This window comes from Selenomonadales bacterium 4137-cl (assembly GCA_032334055.1).
Taxonomy (GTDB): Bacteria; Bacillota; Negativicutes; order Sporomusales; family UBA7701; genus Anaeroselena; species Anaeroselena agilis.
Genome location: JAUOZS010000001.1, coordinates 710,577 through 732,058, shown reverse-complemented (window position 1 = coordinate 732,058; position 21,482 = coordinate 710,577). Strand labels below are relative to the sequence as shown.

Below are 21,482 nucleotides of genomic sequence, written 5' to 3'. Positions count from 1 at the left end.
TATCAGCTCACCTTAGTTCCGGTGTCTTTGCTGTCACCCGTCAGCTTAAGGAATAACTCGAAATACTCGGAAGCCACGGCGTTCCACAGCATGTTTTGGCCCAGCTTCGCCGTCCTGCGCTCCATTTCACTTTTTTTGTCGGGGTTGTCCAACACATACTTGATACACTTTGCGATGGAATTGGCATCGCGGAATTCGGCCAGAAGACCCCGGCCTTCTCCTAATAGCTCCTGCGCGTATAAGTACGGCGTAGAGATCACTACCCTGCCGGAGCCGACGGCATAGGCGAGAGTGCCGCTGACCGCCTGGTCCTTTGATAGATACGGGGTTAGGTAAATGTCGCATAGCCGTAGGTAGTAGATGATTTCTTCCTTTGTAAGGTATTTATCAATGAATCGCACATGGTTTTCGATGCCTAGCCACCCGGTGATGGCAGCCAGTTTTTGCCGATAATTTTCCCCTTGTTCACTCTTGACGCCCGGATGTGTTTTCCCGAGAATCAGATATAGCGTATTGGGGTGATCTTTCACGACCTGCGCGATCGCTTCGATCCCGTATTCCAGTCCTTTCCCCGGACTGATAAGACCGAAGGTGGCAATAATGTTTAAATTGGCATAGCCGTGCTTCTTCTTTAACTTATCCCTTGACTCAAGCAGGCGGAACGGCACACCGTGATGGATGACCTCGATCTTGCTGCTATCAATTCCATAAACATTCTGGAGGATTTTCACGGTGTTTCTGGCCATGGTGACAACCTTGACACTGGCCGCACCCAATGTGGTCAGTACCTGTTTTTGCTTAAAGGTGGGATTGGGCAACACCGTATGAAGGGTGGTAATGAAGGGAACCCGGAGGTTCTTAATCAGTTCCAGAATGTAATCGCCGCAGAATCCGCCGAAAATGCCGTATTCGTGTTCGATTACCAACAGGTCTATATCTGACTCATTGATTTTTTTCGCAAGGTCCAGGTAGCTCCATTTGTCATACTGGGACAACACCGTCATTACCCTCGGGTCGTTATAATAGTCCCCGTTACTGACGGCAATGACTTTTGTCTTGATCAGATCGTCAAAAGCGTCCAATGCCTGTACCAGGTCCTGCGTAAAGGTAGCCAGTCCGCACTCTCTCGGAGGATAAGTGCTCAGAAAGGCTACGTTGCGGATACGATTGGCGGTACCCATCCAAACAATGCCTCCTTTGTTTTATTTATTAAATAGCTATTGGTTTTTCAGAATTCACAACATGTATCGCTAATTAGATTGTCGTAAACGCGGCAGTTATTTCCCGCAACTGAATTTATGACCTTAAGGTTTTGCCCAACCTTTACACCGTCCAGCAAAATACTGTCGATGACCATGCTTCCATAACCCACATAAGCGCTGCAACCTAAAACCGCATGAGGGCCTATTACAGCCTTGTCGTCGACGATGGCCTTGTCGCCGATATACACCGGCTCGACAACAGTAGCCTCGGGGCTGACGGTCGCGGTAGGGCTTATATAACTCCCGCTGTGTCCGGCGATGGTTCTGCACTTGCCGTCCAGTATATCCCGGTGGGCAAGAAGGTATTTGTCCGTTGTGCCTATATCCAACCAGTAACCTTCATACCGGTAAGCGACTAATTTGTGGTTTTGGGATAGTAAAGCCGGAAAGGTTTCCCGCTCGACCGATACGGTCAGGCCGGCCGGAATTTCCCGCAGGACCGCGGGCTCAAAGACATAAACGCCGGCGTTAATCCAGTTTGAGCTCGCCTCGCCGGGCGGCGGCTTTTCCTTGAAGGAACGGATTCTGTAATCGGCATCATATTCGATCACCCCATATTGGGAGGGGTTATTCACCTGTTTCACGGCAATCGTCACAGCCGCATCGTGCTTTTTATGATGCCTTAGCATGGCTTGTACATCGATTTCGCTCAGTATGTCGGCGTTGAAAATAAGGAAAGTACCATCAAAATGTTTTTCGGCATTTTTGATGGCACCCCCAGTTCCCAGCGGCGTATTTTCATGCACATAGCGAATCGCGACACCTAGATTCGAACCGTCTCCCAACGCAAGTTCTATATCCTTTCCGCGATAACCCGCAGTCACGACAACCTCATCAATCCCGCTTGGGGAAAGATAACTGATTAGCCGCTTCAGGTGGGGTTGCCCCAAAATTGGTACCATCGGTTTAGGAATATGGTCTGTGAGGGGCCTTAGGCGCGTCCCCAGCCCCCCAGCCAGTAAAAGTGCTTTCAACTTAAAATCCCTCCTTGCAACGCTGCCGCGAAAGCCCTATCCAGTTAAAAGCCTTCGGCATCAAATTCAGGGCAGCTCTTTATGTAATCGAGCAAGTCGCTCAGTGACGCTGTTGCCAGAGCAACGCACGTATCGGCGCCTCCGTAATACATCTTTACGGTGCCGTCGTCGTCCAGCACCCATCCGCACGGAAAGACCACATCGTCAACATCTCCCTCGCGCTCATAAGGTGCCGACGGGCCAAAGACCCACTCGTCGCTTCGTCTCAGGACACGGGATGGATTTTCCAAATCCAGCAGCGCCAAGCCCAGCCTGTAAATTGCACCGGCCGCCGTCTGCCGCACCCCGTGGTAAAGCATCAGCCAACCATCCGGAGTCTCGAGCGGTTGAGCTGACAGGCCAATTTTTTGGGAATCCCACCAGCCTCCGTTCCGGGCTTTCAAGAGGATATGATGATCGCCCCAATACTTTAGGTCGGGAGAACAAGAAACCCAGATATGGCCAATGGCGCCATAATGTCCCGGAATGGGCCGGTGAATCAAATACCACTTGCCGTTGAAACGGCGGGGAAAGAGCGCCGCGTCTTTGTCGTCCGGCGGTACAATGGGCCCTAAACGCTCAAAGTGCGTGAAGTCCTCCGTCAACGCAAGCGAAACCAGCGGACCGCCCGTGGAATACGCCGTATAGGCTACCGACCATTTTTTAAGCTCTTCCAGCCAGGTAATTCTGGGGTCCTCAATCCCCCATATTTCTTCCGGGTAATTTGCCGGGTCCGGTTCCAAGGTGGGTATGCTGTCTATCTGCCAGTTGTCAATCCCGTTTTCGCTAACAGCCTTTGTGAAGTGGGAAAAGCCTCGTCTGTCTTCCACCCGCACAAGAAGCAAAGTCTTTCCATTATACTTGGTTGCCGCCGGGTTAAACACGGTGTTTGCAGCATACGGCCAGTCTTTTATCGTCAAAATAGGATTCTGGGGGTAGCGCCTGAACAATTCCCTATAACTATTATCGTTGCAATTACTACTAACACATTGCAGTCTTGATTGAAAATGCGTCGTCAATAAAAAAACCCCTTCCAATTTTGAATGCAAATGGATCACACAAAAAATCAGTGGAGGTGTGTTAGCACTCTGGCTATGTGAGTGCTAACGTAATTTTAACTCTATTTTAGCGACCCAAAATATACCTGTCAAGAGCAAGAAAAACTAATTTTATAACAAAATTTATTTTTCTCAACTCGTGACGCAGGATACCTCATTGACTCTCTTTCTAGTTCTGGCAGACCAGGCTACAGCCACGATAACAGTATAAATGGTACTGTCCCATATGATTTATTACGAAAAAGCGCGAGGTAATTTTCCTTAGCCACAGTCTGCGTGTTGAAGAAATAGTGGATTTTTTTCGCTAAACCCGCTCTAAATCCAACTTTTTGAGCAATTTCGTTCTTGATTTGCGGTGGCAAATTTTTATAATTAAAATTGTTAGCACTCAACAGCCCGGAGTGCTAACACAAATTATACTAAGGAGGTTCTGAATATGATCAAGCCGTTGGGCGACAGAGTTGTTGTCAAAGCTTTGGAAAGAGAAGAAAAAACCAAGAGTGGTATCGTCCTTCCCGATACTGCCAAGGAGAAGCCCCAGGAAGGCAAGATTGTCGCGGTAGGTACCGGCAAACTTTTGGAAAACGGGCAGCGCGTGCCCCTCGACGTAAAAGAAGGCGACAAGGTTGTTTTCTCTAAGTACGGAGGAACCGAAATCAAAATCGATGGACAGGACTATTTAATCCTCAGCGAGCGGGATGTCCTGGCTATTGTTGAATAGATAAGGGGGGGCAAAGCAATATGGCGAAGCAGATTATTTTTGACGAAGAAGCGCGCCGGGCGCTGGAAAGAGGCGTCAATGCGCTGGCGAACACCGTAAAAGTCACTTTGGGCCCCAAAGGTCGCAACGTCGTGCTCGACAAAAAATTCGGGGCGCCTACTATCACTAACGACGGCGTAACCATCGCCAAGGAGATCGACCTGGAAGACCCTTTCGAGAATATGGGAGCGCAACTCGTTAAAGTCGTTGCCACAAAAACGAACGACGTTGCCGGGGACGGAACCACCACCGCCACCTTGCTGGCTCAGGCCATGATTCACGAAGGTATGCGCAATGTGGCCGCAGGCGCCAACCCGATGATCATTAAGAAAGGTATTGAGCGTGCAGTCAATTCGCTGGTAGACGAGATTAAGAAGGACGCCAAAAAAGTCGAGACCCAGGAAGCCATTGCCCAGGTTGCTTCGATTTCAGCGTCCGATACGGAAATCGGCAAGTTGATTGCCGAAGCTATGGAGAAAGTCGGCAAAGACGGAGTTATCACCGTTGAAGAATCCAAGACGATGGGTACCGACCTCGAGGTCGTGGAAGGCATGCAGTTCGACCGCGGCTACATATCGCCGCACATGATTACTGATATCGACAAGATGGAGGCTGTGCTCAACGAGCCTTACATCCTTATCACCGACCGCAAGATCGGTGCGGTCGCCGACTTGCTTCCCCTGCTGGAAAAAGTCGTCAAACAAGGCAAAGAACTTTTGATCATTGCCGAAGATGTCGAAGGCGAAGCGCTCGCCACCCTTGTCGTCAATAAACTCCGCGGCACTTTCCGGGCCGTTGCCGTAAAGGCCCCCGGATTTGGCGATCGCCGCAAGGCCATGTTGGAAGATATCGCTATCCTGACCGGCGGCAACGTGATCACCGAGGAACTCGGCCGCAAGCTGGACAGTGTCGAAATCAGCGACCTTGGCAAGGCCCGTCTGGTTCGCGTGGCCAAGGAAGAAACCACGATTGTCGAAGGCTCCGGTTCCGCTGATAAAATCAAGGGCCGTGTCAACCAGATCAAAGCGCAGATCGAAGAAACTACCTCCGACTACGATAAGGAAAAGCTGCAGGAGCGTCTGGCTAAATTGGCCGGCGGCGTAGCCGTTATCCGTGTCGGCGCCGCTACCGAGGTGGAACTGAAAGAAAAGAAACTCCGTATTGAAGACGCGCTCAACGCGACCCGCGCCGCGGTTGAGGAAGGAATTGTCCCCGGCGGCGGCACGGCCCTTATCGATGCTTTGCCTGTTCTCGACAAGGTGGCGGCTTCCGGTGACGAAGCGACCGGCGTAGCCATCGTAAAACGCGCCGTAGAAGAGCCGCTGCGGCAGATCGCCAACAACGCCGGCCTTGAAGGTTCAGTCATTGTTGAAAACGCCAAAAAAGCAGGCAAGGGAATTGGGTTCAATGCTCTGACGGAAGAATACACCGACATGATTGCCGCCGGTATCGTCGATCCGGTCAAGGTAACCCGCTCTGCCCTGCAAAATGCGGCCAGCATCGCCGCCATGGTTCTTACCACCGAGACCTTGGTTGCCGACAAGCCGAAAAAAGAACCGCCACCTATGCCTAGCGGCGGCATGGACGGGATGATGTAGACTAATATATTTTTGATTATTTATTGCGGGGCAGGCGCTTGCTGCCCCGCTTGTTGTAATTTTACCGGCCGCTATGGCTAAAGGCCTTTAAGGCGTGCAGTATTCAAAAAACTTCATATTTTCTGATCAGTGAGGTATGCTGACCATGAGAAGCCTAGAAGAAAGTATAAGATTTTACCGGCTTATACAGACACTCATTTGGGCCAAAAGAACAAGTGGAAAATCCTCGCAAGAAGTGGTAAACGCAATTTTTCGTAACTGTAAAAAGGACTTTGCTTATTTAGAAAATGACCAACAGGCTAAACCATCCCAAAACTATCGCTGATGAATGTGGTTTGGAAGTTATAAATTTCGAGCTGGAGGTGTGACCAATATCTAACAACCTGGGGCTTTTAACCGATCTCTATCAGCTCAGGATGATGCAGGGGTATTATAAAACCGGTAAAGCCGACGATATCACGGTGTTCGAACGGTTTTACCGCATAAATCCTTATGGGAGTGCATACACGATCGTTGCCGGTGTCGATCATGCCCTGGATTATTTGGAAAACCTCTCTTTTACCGCCGATGATATCGCCTATCTCAAAACACTGGGAGGCTTTCAGGAAGATTTTCTGCGCTATCTGCAGTCGTTTCGATTTACTGGTGATGTCTATGCGATGCCGGAAGGATCGGTGGCCTTTCCCGGTGAACCGCTCTTTATTGTAAAGGCGCGTCGTATCGAAGCGCAATTGGTGGAAACAGCGCTCTCAACCTTTCTCAATCATGAAAGCCTTATTGCTACGAAAGCGAGCCGGGTTCGTTGGGCCGCCAAGGACGACCCTGTGCTGGAATTTGGCCTTCGCAGGGCCCAAGGTATGGACGCAGGTGTGTTTGGCGCCCGAGCGGCGATAATCGGCGGGTGTGACGCTACATCCAACGTACTCGCCGGGAAAATGTTCGGCGCAAAGGTCGTCGGGACGATGGCCCACAGCTGGGTCATGTCGTTCGCCAGCGAATTTGAAGCTTTTGAACGGTTTATCGAGCTTTATCCCGAAAACGCCATACTGGTTGTTGACACCTTTGACACGCTAACATCGGGTGTGCCGAACGCAATAAAAGCGTTCCAACTCGCTAAGAGCCGCGGCATTAAGCTGTTGCGTTACGGAATTCGTTTAGACAGCGGGGATCTCGCCTACCTTTCCGGCGAAGCCCGGCGTATGTTGGACTCCGAAGGGTTTACCAATGCGATTATCAGTGCTTCCAATGACCTTGACGAGCATCTCGTTCAAGAACTTAAAACTCAGGGGGCCAAAATTACAGAATGGGGCGTCGGTACCAAGCTTATTACCGGCGATGGTTGTGCGGCCCTCGGCGGGGTATACAAGCTTGCCGCCGAATATGATAAGGCAGGCAACGAAATCCCCAAACTGAAGATCTCGGAAAACCCTGAAAAGGTTACCAATCCGGGGACAAAAGCCGTCTATCGGATTTATGACAAGGCAACAGGGAAAATTAAGGTTGAACTAATTACTCTGAGACAGGAGTCGCTTAGCGAGATAGAAACCTTGACAGTGGCTGACGAAACCCACCCATGGAAAAAGATGACTTTAAGGGCGGGGAGTTATGAAAAACGAGAAATGCTGTCCCTTGTCATGCAAGGCGGTAGACGGCTCATCCCGGTTGCTAACCTCGCCGCTATTCAGGCATATACCGCGCGTGAACTGAAAACTCTCTGGGACGAATCCCGCAGGCTGGTTAACCCGCATCCCGTCAAAGTCGACCTTTCAAATGTTCTTTGTAGCCTGAAAAAAGAGCTTATTAATGGCATGCATGGGAAATAGTGCCAAAAAACTATGATGGTCCGCTGGTGGATTTCTGGACTGCTCGATAAAATCCCGCTACTATCCGATAATTGATAGGGGGCGGGATCTCTCCCGCCCCGCCCTATAGCTTTACGGCTATGTACTGTCCTGCTTTTACCGGGGTGTGAGCAACATTGGCACTCGGCAACAGGCCGGTGTCCTTTAAAAACTTCTTGGCCCCGACATAAGCTCCACTGTTAGTATGCCGGATAGCAAAAGCATTTAGTTCCTTGGCATCAATAGGTAAAATCCCGATTGCTTTGTTTTCTTTGTCGTAAGCCAGCATACAATAAGGTTTATTTTCCAATAAAGCTGCGGCAAGTTTATTAAATACGATGCGACCATTCGTCTTTACTTCGGCCAAAGGTTCAACTTGTTTAGCCTTAGTTCTCTTCTTCGGCTCATAAGTCGTAAATTTGAATTCCATAGTTTTACCTCCTATGTGATTCTGTACATAAGTATTCTCGTTATATCCATTATTTCCTACTTGAGGTATTATTCAATCACAAGAATTCAAAGTAGCACCAAGCTTTTTTTGGTTGCCAACCACTTGCAGGTACGACTTCTGGAGTTGTCTTAGCCTTATACGTAAGGGCCTATCCCATAAACTCTCTGAATTTCTTAAAACTAAAACCTATCCCATGGAAATTAGGTTCCAAAATAATTGAATCTACTATGGCTCTTCCCACTCCGTGTTTCTGTTCTTGGGTTATTTGAAATCTGCTTAAATCCTTTTTGTTTTGTATGTCCTTAAAAATTGAAGTTATTAAAGGCATTACATCAGTCGTACTCTTGCAACATTTTCTCAAAGGAATCAAAACAAACTTAAACTGTTCATCATTATCACTTAAGTTCCTTGCCCTTCTGGAACGGTTCTTAAATTGATGTGGATTTGTTTTAGTAATCAAAATAGCAGGTAGTAAGTCCGTTGCATCTTCTCCATTAATACTATGCCAAGACAGTACTTCGTCATCAAAATGTCCCATATCTTCCCCAGTACCTATAATAACCGCAGACTTAGTCTTGCATGCTAAAGCTGATAGTTTATAAAAGTTGTCCCTAATAATATTACACAAAGGTTCATCCCAACCATAATCAAGTATATAAACATAATACTCACGGTCAGCTTGAGGAGATAACATTTCTAAGCTATGAATAACTAACCCCATATTGCACACTCCATTTCCGCCTATCAAGGACTATTTTCCCCAAGTCAGATAGTAGATCAACTCATTTCATTAAATCAAAATCAGTCGCTGATTAGGCGTTATTCTCGTTAAAAATATGAGTCAATCCTTTTCTCTTCCAACTCTTGAGTTAACAAATCAAACTCATATCTTTTTATTTCATTTGTTTTACGAAATTCATTAATCATCTCAGTCAATTTTCTTCTTTGATGATCTTTGGATAGTATAGTATTTATTGCCTTAATTTGAGAAAAGGTAGGTTTCTGGCTGTGAAGCCTAACCACCTCTTCTTTAATTGCTATCATTGGTCCTCTAGGTATAATATCCCAACAAATAATTAACCATTGAATTGCATTGTATAACTGTTTAGCTGTACTGTTCCATTTGTCCTCGATAGTATCTCCTCCGCCTGCACCACTTTCTCCCATTCCATGAAACTTTAGTGGATCAAAAAGTGCTGGGCTTTCTTGACTTAACAACTGTAAGAAATGCTTTCCAGCACCACTCCCGCAGATAATAGTTTCAATATTATTAACATTAGATTTTAGTTTACACTCAAAAATATAATACGTATCACTAAGGTTTGCTTCGGCATCACTTCTTTTTGTTTGTCCATTTAATAATCTCAAATGAGCTATTGGTTTAACATAATAATTATTTACAATTTGTTGTCTACGTCGCTCACCCCTGCAATTCATAAAGTTCTCCTCCAACTTTTCACTTTTCAGCAGTTAAAATACAGAATCATCAACTTCTCTTCACTTTTATAAATCTACCCCATTATCTTCAAGGATTATCAGTAAACCAGCAACTGTAAATAAACACTGCGAAACTCCCATAGTCATTTTGTAAAGATCCCAAACATCTTCAGGTTTTCTAGATAACATATACCACCCTATTTCTAAACCTAAATCTTGCTTCTCCATTGCTTGTAGTAGACTCTCTCTATCTTCAAAAACTAAAAATCGATGTTTTATTTTATTGTAGGCTCGTACCAACACCCCCCGCGTTTCCCGCTTTTGAGGTTTTAAAGTATCCAGAGCATCGCAAATCACATAGGCATAATCCCTAGGGTTAGGAATATCCCCGACATGAGTTCCAAGATTTTTATATCTCTTTGCTGCTTCTATAATTTGTATAGCAGATTGCTGATATAGCTGAGAAAAACCATTGTATTTTTCCGGGTCGTGGGCGAATTGTCGTTTTAAGTCATCCACATGAGGAATATTGAGCATTTCAGACAACTCAATGCCCTGATCAATGGAATCTATTATAAACCGATGGAATTGCCCATGTTCTGTTTCACTTAGGACATACCGTTTAAAAATGCTTTGTTTATTTCTGTGTTTTATCGCAAAACATAATGCACCTAGATCCTCTAGCCCACCTACAAATTCGGCTAGCAACTTGGCAATGACAACGATTTGAACTCTGGGCGAGTCGCCTTCTTTTTTGGCTTTCTTGGCTGCCTTGTCTTCATCCAGTAGCAAAACATTTTTATGTACTAACACCGCCGTATCATCACATTCACACCCCGCGCGATACAGCCCTATGGCAGTAACTGGTTTCCCCATATATGGAAGGCTGACAAACTCTCGCAGAAAGGCTTTATCTACCGCTAGAAGCATATCTATCTTTCCTTCATCTTTTCAGGTTAATTTCCAATGTGTCATTCACTATTTTGAAGTCAGGATGAACTTTAAAAAGGTCAATACGTAGAGACCCCAGCCGCTGTGGCTGCTACTATTGGGGCATTAATAAATCTATTACCTATCCCGCCAAAATCGCCTATGCCGTGGGAATTGAAACTCACTAGAAATCCCGGCTTCACCGCATATTTCCGAAAATATTTTTAGTATTTCAGCACGCGTCAAATCAAACCAAGCACCTAATTGCCTGTCGTTAATACAGTAAAACTGTCGTTCATCACTTGTCGAACCCAGATGGATATCATTAGTCCTTACAGCTAGTTCATACCTTTCGCGTAATGCGCGTAGTAAATCGCCAATGGCGTCCATTTTCCTGCGCCATAATGGATTAGATAAATAGGCTTTCCCCTTTGATTTTTGAAGTACTCCCCCATCCCTTGCTCTTAGTGCCCCTGTATTAATAGCAGTGATAGTATCTTCTATAGCTTTATCAAAATTCTCCATTGACCCTTCTTGATCAAATGGATCTTGAAACGCTGGACGGTCAAAACATTGCGCAAAAAATTTAATTATTTCTCGATCATCTACAAGATTAATCACGCCATTATTTTGTATTTCTAACAGAGCAGCTTTTTCTGAGAGATGCTTCCATTCAAGCAAAATATCACTGGAATATAGTACTGAATCATTATCAATCAGTTTGGCACAATTTTGGCAAAGCCATATGCCATTGTCAATTGATTTTCTTTCTTCTGAGGTTAGCTGAGAATCATATCTTGGACCACCTAAAGATGCTGCGCTTATATGTGCCGCAACGCCAATATTAATTGATCCTGCTGAATCTATTTGCGGACCGCTAGTTAATTTTCTACAATTAGGGTTGGAGCATCTAAAACCGACTCGTTTAGCAAGCGTTTCCTTTGTAGTCATGTCAAAATTGTCACGACTCATAATACTTCATCCTCCATATAATTACTAAAAAGCTTTTTCTTATGCCTGATCATACTGCCATTTCAAATATACAATGTTGTTCTATAAAGAAAAAGGTAAATTTATCATTCTGGAGAAAACAACCAACAAATGTTAATTGTTAGAGGGGAGTAAAGATGAGCACAACCGGTATAGATACTTTGGTAAAAGTTAAGCATTGGGCACAGTGGCCTACAGATTTGCATAACAAACCCGAACAAATAAAGAGACAGATTTCCGCGAACAAGGCTAAGCATCAACCATTAGAAGTTAATATGGAGACACAGACGGGTACCTTTGCTGGTTCCGGCAAAAAGCCCTATTCAACAACTTTAAGCAAGTGTAACTGTAATGATTTTGTGAAAAGAAAGTTGCCCTGCAAGCATATATACAGCCTTGCAAACTATCTTGGGTATATTGAACTTTATAAGCCAGAAACTGAATATGATGAGAGCATGGTATTACTGCGAGCATATGAACCGACCGATGATTGGGGCAAATGGGACCCTGGCGTACACAAGGTCTGGAGTCAAAAAGCCCGATATCATAGAGCATTTGAAGAAGAATTCGATATTGCTGACTTTTCGAAGGAGAATCAGTTCGCCAAGATTAATGGGTATTCAGTTTCACTCGAATCATGTTCATGCCCGGACTTTCATGAGCGCCAATTTCCGTGCAAACATATTTATCGTCTTGCCGCAGAACTGGAGTTGATCGAAGAACCTAAAACAGCGTCCCGCCAATACGAAATCCCGGAAGGCGCAGCTATGATCACTATAAAGCTATAGCCTCCCTAATATCGGACAGACATTATCCCATAGCGATATTGGGCTTACAAATTTTACATGGCTTATTCCTTTTCTCAACTGCGTACGTTTCTCCATATGGTTTTATTTCCAATTGGGGATTTCTATTTTTGAAACGCCGGACTACTGGACACCCCACTAAATGATAGCAATGAGAGGAAGGCAGCGTCACAATACCAAGCTTACCCTGCAGATAATCAAAGAGCAGTATTAATTTCAGGGAATTGGTAACGGTACCATAGTCAGTATCACCACCATGAAGAATTGCATGACGACTTAAGAAAGATTTAGGTGTTATGCCATGTTCAAAGTCAACCAGAATGATATGAAAAAGAAACTCTTGTATCTTTTGATCAAATGAATATCGATAAGACTCATCCAGTAGTTTTTTATAATATTCTTTCAGCATTTTTCCAGGCATTCTGCCATTATGACAATATCCATCGACAATAATACCTTCAATCTGCGGTAAAATGGCTGGTACAGAAAGATAGTAATTCCCTGCGTTATGTGCAGTAACAGCTTGTCTTATAATAGGCATACGTTTTGCAAGCCATTTTTTCTTTCCCCACTCGCCTGAGAGCTTTTCAATTTCATCCGCATCAAATCTCTCAATGAATAATTGATCAACCTTTTCTCGTATTGCTTCTGGACCAAATCGGTTATACGCTTTAATGATCTTCTTCATCTCTGGAATATATAGTCCTCCATAAGGAGGCCATCCTAATTCGACCATAATAGCAGAATATTGCTGATTAATATTCCCAAATTCATTTATATTTCTGTGGAATTGGTTCATCATTTCCGTAATTCTAAAAACACCGTTTTCGGTCCAAGCTCGAAATATTTCTGTGGCTTGTTTTACATATTGCCCGCTTAAATATTGATAAGCTGAAGATGAATAGCTCATTTGGCTGAATCTATTTATTCTCTCGATAGTTTCTAGATAACGAAATATATTGTTATTGAACATCAGTTGCCTCCACACTAGCAATCTCCCTACTAATCTGATTTTTCATTAATTCATATTTTCCTGCAAATTACATCTAGACGCAGTTCATATTCATTCGATTATCATGAATTCAATGTACATCCTAGAAGGACATCCAATGAAACTGGCAATCCAGACCATTGACAGAAAGAAAAAACCCCGAGCTTGTCTTTCCGGTAAAGGAAAGTAAATTCAGGGCTGATATGATAGAACGGCCTATAACCCCTTATAAATCAAGGATTCATAGGCCCTTCCCATTTCCATCCTGTCGAGTCGATTTTCATACTGTTTAATATGTAAAACGCCAAACCTGAAAATCCGATGTTTTCTAACTACGTCTGGGGAAGCATATACTATATTTTCCCACAACCATTGAAACCTTGCTACGCAAGGCTTCAATGGTTGTGTTTTCTTTGCAGCAAAACTACCGACTCCACGTGTGTTTTGATAGATAAGTGATACAAAACGGCATAACTATTACTACATATACGCTCCGGGGGTAATAAGGGGGTGCACCAAAAACCACATTTTTACACTATGCCGCTTCATAGCCGAAAACTGCCCGTTTTACAAAAAACAGCTAAACACATACTGTTTCAAATCAATTAGCGCATACCCACCATACCGTGTTTCCACGCTTTTCCATAATAGAGGATACCCACTCATTCCTCAGCATCCGATAGCAACAACTCTCTAAGCCACACCGGCAAATGATTTATCTTTTTAAACTGTAAAATTTTCTGAGCAACCTCTGCGGCATCTTCCTCCCGCCAAAAGCGATCTCTACGATAACATTCTTGGCTACAAAACTTGCGCCAGCTGACCCCTAACGCTTTGAATTCTTTCCCGCAATATTCACAGTTAAGAACATATGCCGTTCGGTGGTCCTTTTCCCATTCTCTTTTACAACTTAATGAACAATATTTGCGTTTCCGCCCGCAACTTTTTTGTTCAAGCTTCATGCCGCAATTAAGGCAAACAACAAAAAGCATTTCCTCTTTCAATACTTCGCGGTATTCCGTCACCAACTCTGATGCATAGCCATTTAAGCCTTCTCTAATACAATAATTCCTAACCGAATCTCTTGATAGCCCTGTAGCCTTTGCTATTTTTCCATACCCAACACCTTGGTACCGCAACATTTTAATCTTTTGTCTTTGTCCATTTGTCATGCGCTTATCCTCCTTGACAAGCATTCATCACTCAAAAAATGATGCTTGTCAAGGATATCAACTCTGGCGAATTGACCAAAAAACAACAGCTCTATCTTAAGAATATTACTTATGTTTCAGCCACAATTTGCCCAATGTCAGTTGTGTCGTACCCCCCAATGTTGGCAAATTCTTTCTTGAATGTTGCGGAACGGATAATCTTTAGCATGGTCATGACCTCATGTGAATTGAGGTCTTCTTTTTTTACAATAAGTTGATAACGTTCTTTTTTTACTGGAATAAAATCAATATTATCCACTTGCCTTGCGATTTTTTCGTTTCCGATTGCAACATCTGCTTCTCCGCTACTCACCGCACTAGCTACTGTCAAATGCGATGAAGTTTCATTGTAGTACCCGTTGATTTGAGCGCCACTAAGGCCAAGCAGTCGAAGATTTTCATCTAACAGCACCCTGGAGCCTGCTCCTTTTTCCCTGTTAATCATAGCAACATCATCTCGTGCCAGATCGCTCCACGTCCTAATATTTTTGGGGTTCCCTTTTGCAACATAGAATCCCTGCACCCTACAAGTCAAATGGATTACAACTGCCGGAATCCCAGGGAGCAGCCTCCGAACATAAGGAACATTATATTCGTCTGTGTCGCCATCCCAAAGATGAGACGCAGTAACCTGAACCTTCCCCTGATATAGGGAGACTAGGCTATCATAGCTGCCGATATACGCACGCAGTGCAGATATGCCGTTTAGCCGCAGATAGTTTGACAGAACATCTAAGATAACATCTTGTCCACAAATAATAAAATTTTGGCTACTTTGATTGGCTCCAACCATCAAATCATTTGGAAGATAAGTTTTCGCTGCTGATGCTGCCTGCAGACTCCTTGCCCTTGCGATATAGTCATCTACATCTTCCTGGGTAAAGCGAACCTTACGCCCCACTTTATAGGATGTGATTTCGCCTTTTTTAATCAAATCATAGATTGTGCTTTTGCTCACATGTAGAATATCTGCCACCTGCTGTGTGGACAGCCCTTTATTATGATCCATCGCCAACCATCCGTCCCATTTTTATATATTGTTTTACACCATTATATATCATTTCGCACATTTATTCCAATGGTCGGCTAATTTTATCGACTTAATAATTGTCTTTCGCGCATTCGCGTGCTATAATCCATTCTAAAACAGCCTGTTAAATCATGCTTTTTATAAATCATGTGCTGTTTCGTATCATTTCGTGCATTTCCGGATTGGGAGGAGACGTGTTGATGGTCAATTTATTACTTACACTCCTGGCAGGAGGAATTGTAGGTTACGCTTTTTACAAAATGAAAGTCCCTGGCGGACTCATGATTGGTGCTGTGATCGGCGTAGCTGCGATCAATATTTTATTCGGGGCCGCTTATATGCCAAGTGAAACCAAGACCGTAACGCTGATTATCGCCGGAGCGTTCATTGGCGGTACTGTAGAGAAAAGTGATCTAAAGCGCCTCCCCTACATAGCGAAACCGACTATCGTTATGCTTGTTACGTTTCTGGTGCTGAATTTAGTTACAGGCACAATTATTTACTGGATCGGTCCTTTAGATTTGGTAACATCGCTTATGTCAGCCGTTCCCGGAGGAATCAGCGACACACCGATTATCGCAGCGGTCATGGGAGCCGATGCCCCGAAAGTTGCGGTCATGCAAATCGTGCGTCAAGTATTGGGGATTGGCATATTTCCGTCGATGATTATGGCTTACCATAGCAGAAAAAAAACTGTAGAAAGCGATGATAGACGAGAAGCCTTTACCGGGAAACGGGAAAAATCAAAAACCAAATCCTGGGCAGCGTTTGCGGCAACAATGGTAGTAGCAATTATTTTTGGGGTTGCGGGGAAATATTCAGGCCTACCTGCAGGGGCGTTTGTCTTTTCGATTATATCTGTTCTCATTCTAAAGCTTACATTTGATTTTGCTTATCTGCCGCGCTGGGCCAAACAAGGAGCGCAGGTTTTAAGCGGCGCGTATATTGGAAGCAGCATTATGATGGCAGACATCTTGGATATGCGCTATCTCCTATTGCCTATTTTGGTCATTGTTATCGGATATGCTGCAAATTGTTTTATTACAGGAAAGATTATAAGCAAAATGCATGGGATTACCGAGAAAGAAGCAATGTTGATTACCACTCCCGCCGGTGCCTCTGATATGGCCTTGATTTCCTCGGATATGGGAGTGCAAAACACCGATATCGTCGTTATGCAGATTATCCGTGCCGTTGTAGTAATGACGTTTTTTCCTCAAATCATTAGTTTGATCTGTACCTTTTTCAAATAAAACGGACTCTAGGAGGATTTGAGATATGAGTATTAAAGTTGCAATCAATGGTTTTGGCCGGGTAGGCCGTCTTGCATTTAGGCAAATTTTCGATTCAGACGGCTATGAAGTAGTCGCAATAAACGATTTAACAGACGCTACCATGTTGGCGTATCTTTTAAAGCATGATTCTACGCAAGGGAGATATAAACTGGCTGACGAGGTAGAAGCCGGCGAAGACTATATCAGCGTTAGCCAAAAAAAGATTAACATCTATAAAGAAGCAGACGCCTCAAAACTTCCCTGGGGGCAGCTTGGCGTGGATGTTGTACTTGAATGTTCAGGTGCCTATTTGTCAAAAGCTAAGTCGCAGGCTCATATTGATGCCGGTGCGAAGAAGGTTGTTATCTCTAACCCAGCCGGGAAGGACATACCTACCATTGTATTCGGTATTAATGAGAAGTCATTGTCACCGGACGACAAAATCATTTCGGCCGCTTCGTGTTCGACGAACTGCCTGGCGCTAATGGCTAAATCGCTGAATGACTATGCACCAATCCAAAGCGGCATCTCGACTACGATCCACGCCTTTACAGCAACGCAAATGATCGTTGATGATCCGCAAAGAAAAGGCAACTTAAGAAGATCGCGTTCCGCACCGATTAACATCGTCCCTACCACCGCAGAAGCTGCCAAAGCCATCGGGCTTGTGATCCCGGAGCTTGCTGGCAAGCTTAGCGGTTCAGCCCAGCGAGTTCCGGTGGCTGCAGGTTGCTTGATTATTTTTATCGCAGTCGTTAATGGAAAGGACATAACGGTCGAAAGTATCAACGCAGCTATGAAGGCATGCTCGTCAGATTCATTCGGCTATACGGAAGAAGAATTCGTCTCGTCCGATATAATTGGCATCACATATGGCGCACTGTTTGATGCTACCCAAACGATGGTTAATAAGATTGAAGATGATACATATCAAATACAAATCACAGCGTGGTTTGACAACGAGAACTCATACGTAAGCCAGATGGTTAAAACTACCCAGTATTTTGCGAAACTTTCATAAATGGTCCTGAATTTCGAAAAGGGAGGTGCGGACTGCAACATCAGTCGGTCTATCAGGAATAAAAAATCCATAATTTTATCGCAAGGAGATGCATAGTATGATTAAATTGAAATCTCATTGGTCGACAATCATCGCTGCCATAATGATGAGTATGGCGCTACTGGTAATGAGCGGCTGCTCAGGCGGCAAGCAATCGTCTAATCCGGCACCTAACAATGCTCCGCTTACCGGAAAACACCTGATGGTCTTCGCCGGGGCTGCCAGTCAGCCACCACTGGAACTTGCCGCCAAGGCGTTTGAGCAAAAAACCGGCGTAAAGGTTGATACCGTATTCGGCGGCTCAGGTTATGTGCTGTCGCAAATGAAGCTTGGAAAAAAAGGCGACCTGTATTTCCCAGGTTCCTCGGACTTTATGGAGACTGCTAAAAGGGATGGCGTTGTTTATCCGGAAACAGAGCAAAAAATCGTTTATCTGGTTAATTCCATTAATGTGCAAAAGGGAAATCCCAAGAACATTCAGACCCTAAAAGACTTAACGCGGCCTGGTATAAGGGTGGCCATTGCCAATCCCGAAGGTGTCTGTGTTGGGCTATATGCTGTGGAGATTATTGAAAAAACCTTTACACCGGAAGAGAAACAAGCTTTTCGCGATAACATCGCCAATTATACCGAAAGCTGCGAAAAAACAGCTACCGCAGTCTCTTTAAAGACCGTAGATGCGGTTATCGGCTGGAGCGTATTTCAGTATTGGGACCCGGAAAAAATTGAAACTATTAAGCTAAAGCAGTCTGAAACCCTGCGCATTGGCTATATCCCCATTGCAATTTCCAAATACACGGAAAACCGGGAATTGGCTCAGCAGTTTATTGATTTCCTGCAATCGGAAGAAGGCAAAGCTGCCTTTAAAAAGTACCAATACTTTATGACTCCTGCTGAAGCAGTCGCCTACATCGGCGAAGACCGTCCGGTCGGAGGAGAATACACGTTGCCTAAAGAGTGGTTAAAGAAGTGAAACTAAAACAACTTTGTATGGTAGCAGTTTCTGCTACCTTCCTTTTATATTTTGTATTGACGGTGTCCTTAGCATATTTCTTTTCCGGGACTCGCTTTTGGGAGGTTCTGCTGTCGGAGCGGATGGTATTCTCTATCCAGCTAAGTATTCTCGCTGCGACAGTTTCCATGGGGCTGGCAATGCTGTTAGCGGTTCCGACTGCGTATGCCCTCTCGCGCTATGAGTTTTTCGGCAAAACACTGATTGACACAATGCTGGAATTGCCGATGATTGTTTCTCCCGCCGCCATTGGCGCGATGTTGTTAATATTTTTTAATACCCCCATTGGCGAGTGGATACAAACCAACCTCCAGCAATTTGTATTTACTGTCTACGGCATTGTTCTGGCCCAGTTTATAACCGTAGTAGGCGTGGCCGCACGCATGGTCAAGGCCGCCTTGGATGAAATCCCTCCCCGTTACGAAGCTGTAGCCAGGACACTGGGAGCTTCGTCCTTTGCCGCTTTCCGCACGACGACACTGCCACTTTGTCGACGAGGTATTTTTGCTGCTGCCATTCTTACCTGGTCGAAGGCAATCGGAGAATTCGGCGCTACTATAACGGTTGCCGGTACAATGGCCATGCGTACGGAAACATTACCGATATCCGTCTATATGCGACTGGCAATATCCGACATTGAAGGTGCTGTCATTTCGATTTGTATTTTGCTGTTTATCGGGTTCAGCGTATTGTATGCAGCCAGGCTTATCGTAAAGAGGGGAACTTATGCTTGATATTCAGACATTGTGTTTACGAGCTGGCAGTTTCGAGGCCAAACAGATAAGTTTTTCGGTCCCAGTGGGTGGTTGCCACGCGTTGGTAGGTGCGACCGGCAGCGGGAAAACGCTTGTATTGGAAACAATCGCCGGACTGCGCAAAGCACAATCCGGCAGAATTTACTGGTTTGGTCAAGATATTACGACATTGCCGCCGGAACAAAGAAAACTGGCCTATGTTCCCCAAGATTTGGCACTCTTTCCTCACATGACGGTTCGGGAGAACATTGAGTACGGACTGCGGATGCAGAAGAACCTTTCTTCAGGCAAGCATGCTGAAATCGATAAACTTGCCCACTCTTTGGGAATTAGCCATCTTTTGGATCGTTCCACTAAGAATTTGAGCGGTGGTGAACGTCAACGCACTGCTTTGTCCAGAGCTTTGGCTCCGGGCAATAAGCTGCTACTATTGGATGAACCTTTTTCAGCACTACATGAGGCCATGCGCAGAGAACTATGGTTATTACTAAAAACGTTGCAGCAGCAATACGGAATCACCATCCTCATTGTAACCCACGATATGGAGGAAGCGTTCTTTCTTGCCGACTCAGTCACTTTTATTTCCCGCGGCTCAGTTGTTCAATCGGGCAACAAGCATCACGTTTATCAATGTCCTAAAAATACAGAAGCCGCTAAATTCTTCGGAGTACAGAACTTATTTTCCGCCGAAGTTGTTGATCTAATGGCTGATAAGGTGAAGCTCTTCTGTCCTAGTCTTGGAACAACTCTACATGTAACAAATACCAGTTCCGAACAATTGCAAAAAAAATCCGCTGTTACCGTAGGGATACGAGCGGAAAATATTGTCCTTAAGGCCGAATCGTCCGTCGACGAAAGCGACCATTTAGTTGGTGCTAATCAGTTTTTTTGCACGGTAAAGCACATATATCAAAAAAGAAAGGGCAAGATTCTATTGTTGCAGCCATCTAAGGGGACGAAAATGGAAATTTTATTGGAAGCAGACATTGCCGGTGATAGTTTTGGCAAAATACCTGCATTTTTTGTTGGACAAGAACTATTGATATCGCTACCAGCGGAACAACTTTTTTTGTTCGTTGATTAAGGCAAAAACAGCCGATAAAGAAAATGCTTTTTCTTTCAAATTAGCTTCACCATTTAACACAGTCCCAAAATCTATGCCGACATGAAAACAAGCCGGTCAAGGTGATATAACCCACCCCAACCGGCTTGTTTTCTGCTTATGGTGCAAGCCAAAAAACTGACCCCTCACAAGCCACAAATGACTCTTTATAAGTTTTTATCCATATAAAACCAATTCTAACCCTATGATAAGCAAAAGTATCGTTACCCCTTTTACAAATATTTCTTTCGGCAATTTTTCAATAACTTTTTTCCCGGCCCAAGTTCCCGCGACCATTGCCACTCCAATAAAAAGGCCTAGTTCTAATGCTTCCAAACCTATATCTAGATATTTTTGATATACTATCGTTTTGACGATATGCATTGTTACAGCAGTAACCGCTTCGCTTGATATATATGATACCGGCGATAAATTGAGTGCCAGGAAAAGTGCGGCTCCAAGAGGGCCAGCACTACCGACTAATCCGGAGAAAAGACCAACAAAGCTGCCACCAATTATCATGGTTCGCTTGTTACCCTCAAACTTGATAATTTGATAGTGCTTAAGTATGACAAAGCATATTACCGCGACGCCAATTATTTTCGTGACGATTTCTTTGGGAATGTTGACAAACGAAAGTGCCCCGATCACACTCATTGGAATTGCTCCAATAATAAACAGAGCCACAGGTCGCCATTTTATTTCCTTATAACCAAAATATACCCTGGAAAGATTACCGATAAGCTGAGCGATTGTAAGTACAGGTACCGCCATGGTCGGACCGATTGTTTGCGTTAGAAGCGGCAATAACAGCAAGGCTCCGCCAAAACCAGCCGCCCCGGAAATTGCCGCCGCAATAAACCCTCCTATGAATAATAGCAAATACATAAGTTAACTCCTC

At 44.6% G+C, this 21,482-nt stretch carries 21 protein-coding genes; 9 read left to right on the top strand and 12 right to left on the bottom strand.

Translation table 11 applies throughout. The features are described from left to right. Positions 1 to 2: 2 nt before the first annotated feature. From Q4T40_03785 to Q4T40_03775, 3 genes are read right to left on the bottom strand one after another with little or no spacing between them, the layout of a single operon-like run. A complete protein-coding gene (locus Q4T40_03785; protein MDT8900361.1) occupies positions 3 to 1,181 on the bottom strand; it encodes a glycosyltransferase family 4 protein in 1,179 nt (392 codons plus the stop codon). 47 nt (positions 1,182 to 1,228) lie between these two features. Then, positions 1,229 to 2,236 (bottom strand): NDP-sugar synthase, encoded by a 1,008-nt coding sequence (locus Q4T40_03780; GenBank protein MDT8900360.1) that lies wholly within the window; start codon positions 2,234 to 2,236, stop codon positions 1,229 to 1,231. Between the two features lie 44 nt (positions 2,237 to 2,280). Continuing rightward, the gene (locus Q4T40_03775) at positions 2,281 to 3,294 is read right to left on the bottom strand and encodes a glycosidase (protein ID MDT8900359.1); all 1,014 of its coding nucleotides are present in this window, start codon (positions 3,292 to 3,294) and stop codon (positions 2,281 to 2,283) included. Between the two features lie 475 nt (positions 3,295 to 3,769). Between Q4T40_03775 and groES the strand changes: the two genes are divergently transcribed. From groES to Q4T40_03760, 3 genes are all read left to right on the top strand, one after another. Beyond that, positions 3,770 to 4,054: a co-chaperone GroES gene (gene groES / locus Q4T40_03770; protein MDT8900358.1), complete on the top strand. Its 285-nt coding sequence runs from the start codon at positions 3,770 to 3,772 to the stop codon at positions 4,052 to 4,054. 20 nt (positions 4,055 to 4,074) lie between these two features. Then, positions 4,075 to 5,691 (top strand): chaperonin GroEL, encoded by a 1,617-nt coding sequence (gene groL, locus Q4T40_03765; GenBank protein ID MDT8900357.1) that lies wholly within the window; start codon positions 4,075 to 4,077, stop codon positions 5,689 to 5,691. A 383-nt stretch (positions 5,692 to 6,074) separates the two neighbouring features. Next, positions 6,075 to 7,514: a nicotinate phosphoribosyltransferase gene (locus Q4T40_03760; protein ID MDT8900356.1), complete on the top strand. Its 1,440-nt coding sequence runs from the start codon at positions 6,075 to 6,077 to the stop codon at positions 7,512 to 7,514. A gap of 103 nt (positions 7,515 to 7,617) precedes the next feature. Here Q4T40_03760 and Q4T40_03755 read toward each other — a convergent pair whose 3' ends face one another. The 5 genes from Q4T40_03755 to Q4T40_03735 all read right to left on the bottom strand — a co-directional run bounded on the left by Q4T40_03755 (position 7,618) and on the right by Q4T40_03735 (position 11,322). Beyond that, entirely contained in the window at positions 7,618 to 7,962 is a 345-nt protein-coding gene (locus tag Q4T40_03755; protein MDT8900355.1) for a hypothetical protein, read from the bottom strand. A gap of 169 nt (positions 7,963 to 8,131) precedes the next feature. Further along, positions 8,132 to 8,704 carry a hypothetical protein gene (locus tag Q4T40_03750; protein MDT8900354.1) on the bottom strand — a complete coding sequence of 191 codons (573 nt, stop codon included), beginning with the start codon at positions 8,702 to 8,704 and terminating at the stop codon, positions 8,132 to 8,134. Positions 8,705 to 8,811: 107 nt separating this feature from the next. Continuing rightward, positions 8,812 to 9,420 (bottom strand): hypothetical protein, encoded by a 609-nt coding sequence (locus tag Q4T40_03745; GenBank protein MDT8900353.1) that lies wholly within the window; start codon positions 9,418 to 9,420, stop codon positions 8,812 to 8,814. Between the two features lie 66 nt (positions 9,421 to 9,486). After that, positions 9,487 to 10,350, bottom strand: coding sequence for a hypothetical protein (locus tag Q4T40_03740; GenBank protein ID MDT8900352.1), 864 nt, complete (start codon positions 10,348 to 10,350; stop codon positions 9,487 to 9,489). Positions 10,351 to 10,488: 138 nt separating this feature from the next. Further along, positions 10,489 to 11,322 (bottom strand): HNH endonuclease, encoded by an 834-nt coding sequence (locus tag Q4T40_03735; protein MDT8900351.1) that lies wholly within the window; start codon positions 11,320 to 11,322, stop codon positions 10,489 to 10,491. A gap of 155 nt (positions 11,323 to 11,477) precedes the next feature. On the opposite strand from Q4T40_03735, the gene Q4T40_03730 reads away from it, so the two are divergent. Next, a complete protein-coding gene (locus Q4T40_03730) occupies positions 11,478 to 12,128 on the top strand; it encodes an SWIM zinc finger family protein (protein ID MDT8900350.1) in 651 nt (216 codons plus the stop codon). Between the two features lie 22 nt (positions 12,129 to 12,150). On the opposite strand, the gene Q4T40_03725 is transcribed toward Q4T40_03730, so the two are convergent. From Q4T40_03725 to Q4T40_03715, 3 genes are all read right to left on the bottom strand, one after another. Then, positions 12,151 to 13,119 carry a hypothetical protein gene (locus Q4T40_03725; GenBank protein MDT8900349.1) on the bottom strand — a complete coding sequence of 323 codons (969 nt, stop codon included), beginning with the start codon at positions 13,117 to 13,119 and terminating at the stop codon, positions 12,151 to 12,153. 680 nt (positions 13,120 to 13,799) lie between these two features. Beyond that, a complete protein-coding gene (locus tag Q4T40_03720; protein MDT8900348.1) occupies positions 13,800 to 14,309 on the bottom strand; it encodes an RNA polymerase subunit sigma-24 in 510 nt (169 codons plus the stop codon). 109 nt (positions 14,310 to 14,418) lie between these two features. Beyond that, positions 14,419 to 15,357: a helix-turn-helix transcriptional regulator gene (locus Q4T40_03715; GenBank protein MDT8900347.1), complete on the bottom strand. Its 939-nt coding sequence runs from the start codon at positions 15,355 to 15,357 to the stop codon at positions 14,419 to 14,421. 221 nt (positions 15,358 to 15,578) lie between these two features. On the opposite strand from Q4T40_03715, the gene Q4T40_03710 reads away from it, so the two are divergent. The 5 genes from Q4T40_03710 to Q4T40_03690 all read left to right on the top strand — a co-directional run bounded on the left by Q4T40_03710 (position 15,579) and on the right by Q4T40_03690 (position 20,563). Continuing rightward, complete coding sequence (locus Q4T40_03710) at positions 15,579 to 16,631, top strand: AbrB family transcriptional regulator (protein MDT8900346.1); 1,053 nt, start codon at positions 15,579 to 15,581, stop codon at positions 16,629 to 16,631. Positions 16,632 to 16,656: 25 nt separating this feature from the next. Continuing rightward, positions 16,657 to 17,673, top strand: coding sequence for a type I glyceraldehyde-3-phosphate dehydrogenase (locus Q4T40_03705; protein ID MDT8900345.1), 1,017 nt, complete (start codon positions 16,657 to 16,659; stop codon positions 17,671 to 17,673). Between the two features lie 97 nt (positions 17,674 to 17,770). Continuing rightward, positions 17,771 to 18,685 carry a molybdate ABC transporter substrate-binding protein gene (gene modA / locus Q4T40_03700; GenBank protein MDT8900344.1) on the top strand — a complete coding sequence of 305 codons (915 nt, stop codon included), beginning with the start codon at positions 17,771 to 17,773 and terminating at the stop codon, positions 18,683 to 18,685. Next, positions 18,682 to 19,458: an ABC transporter permease gene (locus tag Q4T40_03695; protein MDT8900343.1), complete on the top strand. Its 777-nt coding sequence runs from the start codon at positions 18,682 to 18,684 to the stop codon at positions 19,456 to 19,458. Before modA ends, Q4T40_03695 begins: the two co-directional genes overlap by 4 nt. Next, complete coding sequence (locus Q4T40_03690; GenBank protein ID MDT8900342.1) at positions 19,451 to 20,563, top strand: ABC transporter ATP-binding protein; 1,113 nt, start codon at positions 19,451 to 19,453, stop codon at positions 20,561 to 20,563. Before Q4T40_03695 ends, Q4T40_03690 begins: the two co-directional genes overlap by 8 nt. 195 nt (positions 20,564 to 20,758) lie before the next feature. Here Q4T40_03690 and Q4T40_03685 read toward each other — a convergent pair whose 3' ends face one another. Continuing rightward, positions 20,759 to 21,469 carry a sulfite exporter TauE/SafE family protein gene (locus Q4T40_03685; GenBank protein MDT8900341.1) on the bottom strand — a complete coding sequence of 237 codons (711 nt, stop codon included), beginning with the start codon at positions 21,467 to 21,469 and terminating at the stop codon, positions 20,759 to 20,761. Positions 21,470 to 21,482: the final 13 nt, after the last annotated feature.

Coding starts and splice junctions, on each gene's coding strand:
- Q4T40_03785 (MDT8900361.1), bottom strand. CDS start 1,181: ATGGGTACCGCCAATCGTATCCGCAACGTAGCCTTTCTGAGCACTTAT.
- groES (MDT8900358.1), top strand. CDS start 3,770: ATGATCAAGCCGTTGGGCGACAGAGTTGTTGTCAAAGCTTTGGAAAGA.
- groL (MDT8900357.1), top strand. CDS start 4,075: ATGGCGAAGCAGATTATTTTTGACGAAGAAGCGCGCCGGGCGCTGGAA.
- Q4T40_03755 (MDT8900355.1), bottom strand. CDS start 7,962: ATGGAATTCAAATTTACGACTTATGAGCCGAAGAAGAGAACTAAGGCT.
- Q4T40_03750 (MDT8900354.1), bottom strand. CDS start 8,704: ATGGGGTTAGTTATTCATAGCTTAGAAATGTTATCTCCTCAAGCTGAC.
- Q4T40_03745 (MDT8900353.1), bottom strand. CDS start 9,420: ATGAATTGCAGGGGTGAGCGACGTAGACAACAAATTGTAAATAATTAT.
- Q4T40_03740 (MDT8900352.1), bottom strand. CDS start 10,350: ATGCTTCTAGCGGTAGATAAAGCCTTTCTGCGAGAGTTTGTCAGCCTT.
- Q4T40_03735 (MDT8900351.1), bottom strand. CDS start 11,322: ATGAGTCGTGACAATTTTGACATGACTACAAAGGAAACGCTTGCTAAA.
- Q4T40_03730 (MDT8900350.1), top strand. CDS start 11,478: ATGAGCACAACCGGTATAGATACTTTGGTAAAAGTTAAGCATTGGGCA.
- Q4T40_03725 (MDT8900349.1), bottom strand. CDS start 13,119: ATGTTCAATAACAATATATTTCGTTATCTAGAAACTATCGAGAGAATA.
- Q4T40_03720 (MDT8900348.1), bottom strand. CDS start 14,309: ATGACAAATGGACAAAGACAAAAGATTAAAATGTTGCGGTACCAAGGT.
- Q4T40_03715 (MDT8900347.1), bottom strand. CDS start 15,357: ATGGATCATAATAAAGGGCTGTCCACACAGCAGGTGGCAGATATTCTA.
- Q4T40_03710 (MDT8900346.1), top strand. CDS start 15,579: ATGGTCAATTTATTACTTACACTCCTGGCAGGAGGAATTGTAGGTTAC.
- Q4T40_03705 (MDT8900345.1), top strand. CDS start 16,657: ATGAGTATTAAAGTTGCAATCAATGGTTTTGGCCGGGTAGGCCGTCTT.
- modA (MDT8900344.1), top strand. CDS start 17,771: ATGATTAAATTGAAATCTCATTGGTCGACAATCATCGCTGCCATAATG.
- Q4T40_03690 (MDT8900342.1), top strand. CDS start 19,451: ATGCTTGATATTCAGACATTGTGTTTACGAGCTGGCAGTTTCGAGGCC.
- Q4T40_03685 (MDT8900341.1), bottom strand. CDS start 21,469: ATGTATTTGCTATTATTCATAGGAGGGTTTATTGCGGCGGCAATTTCC.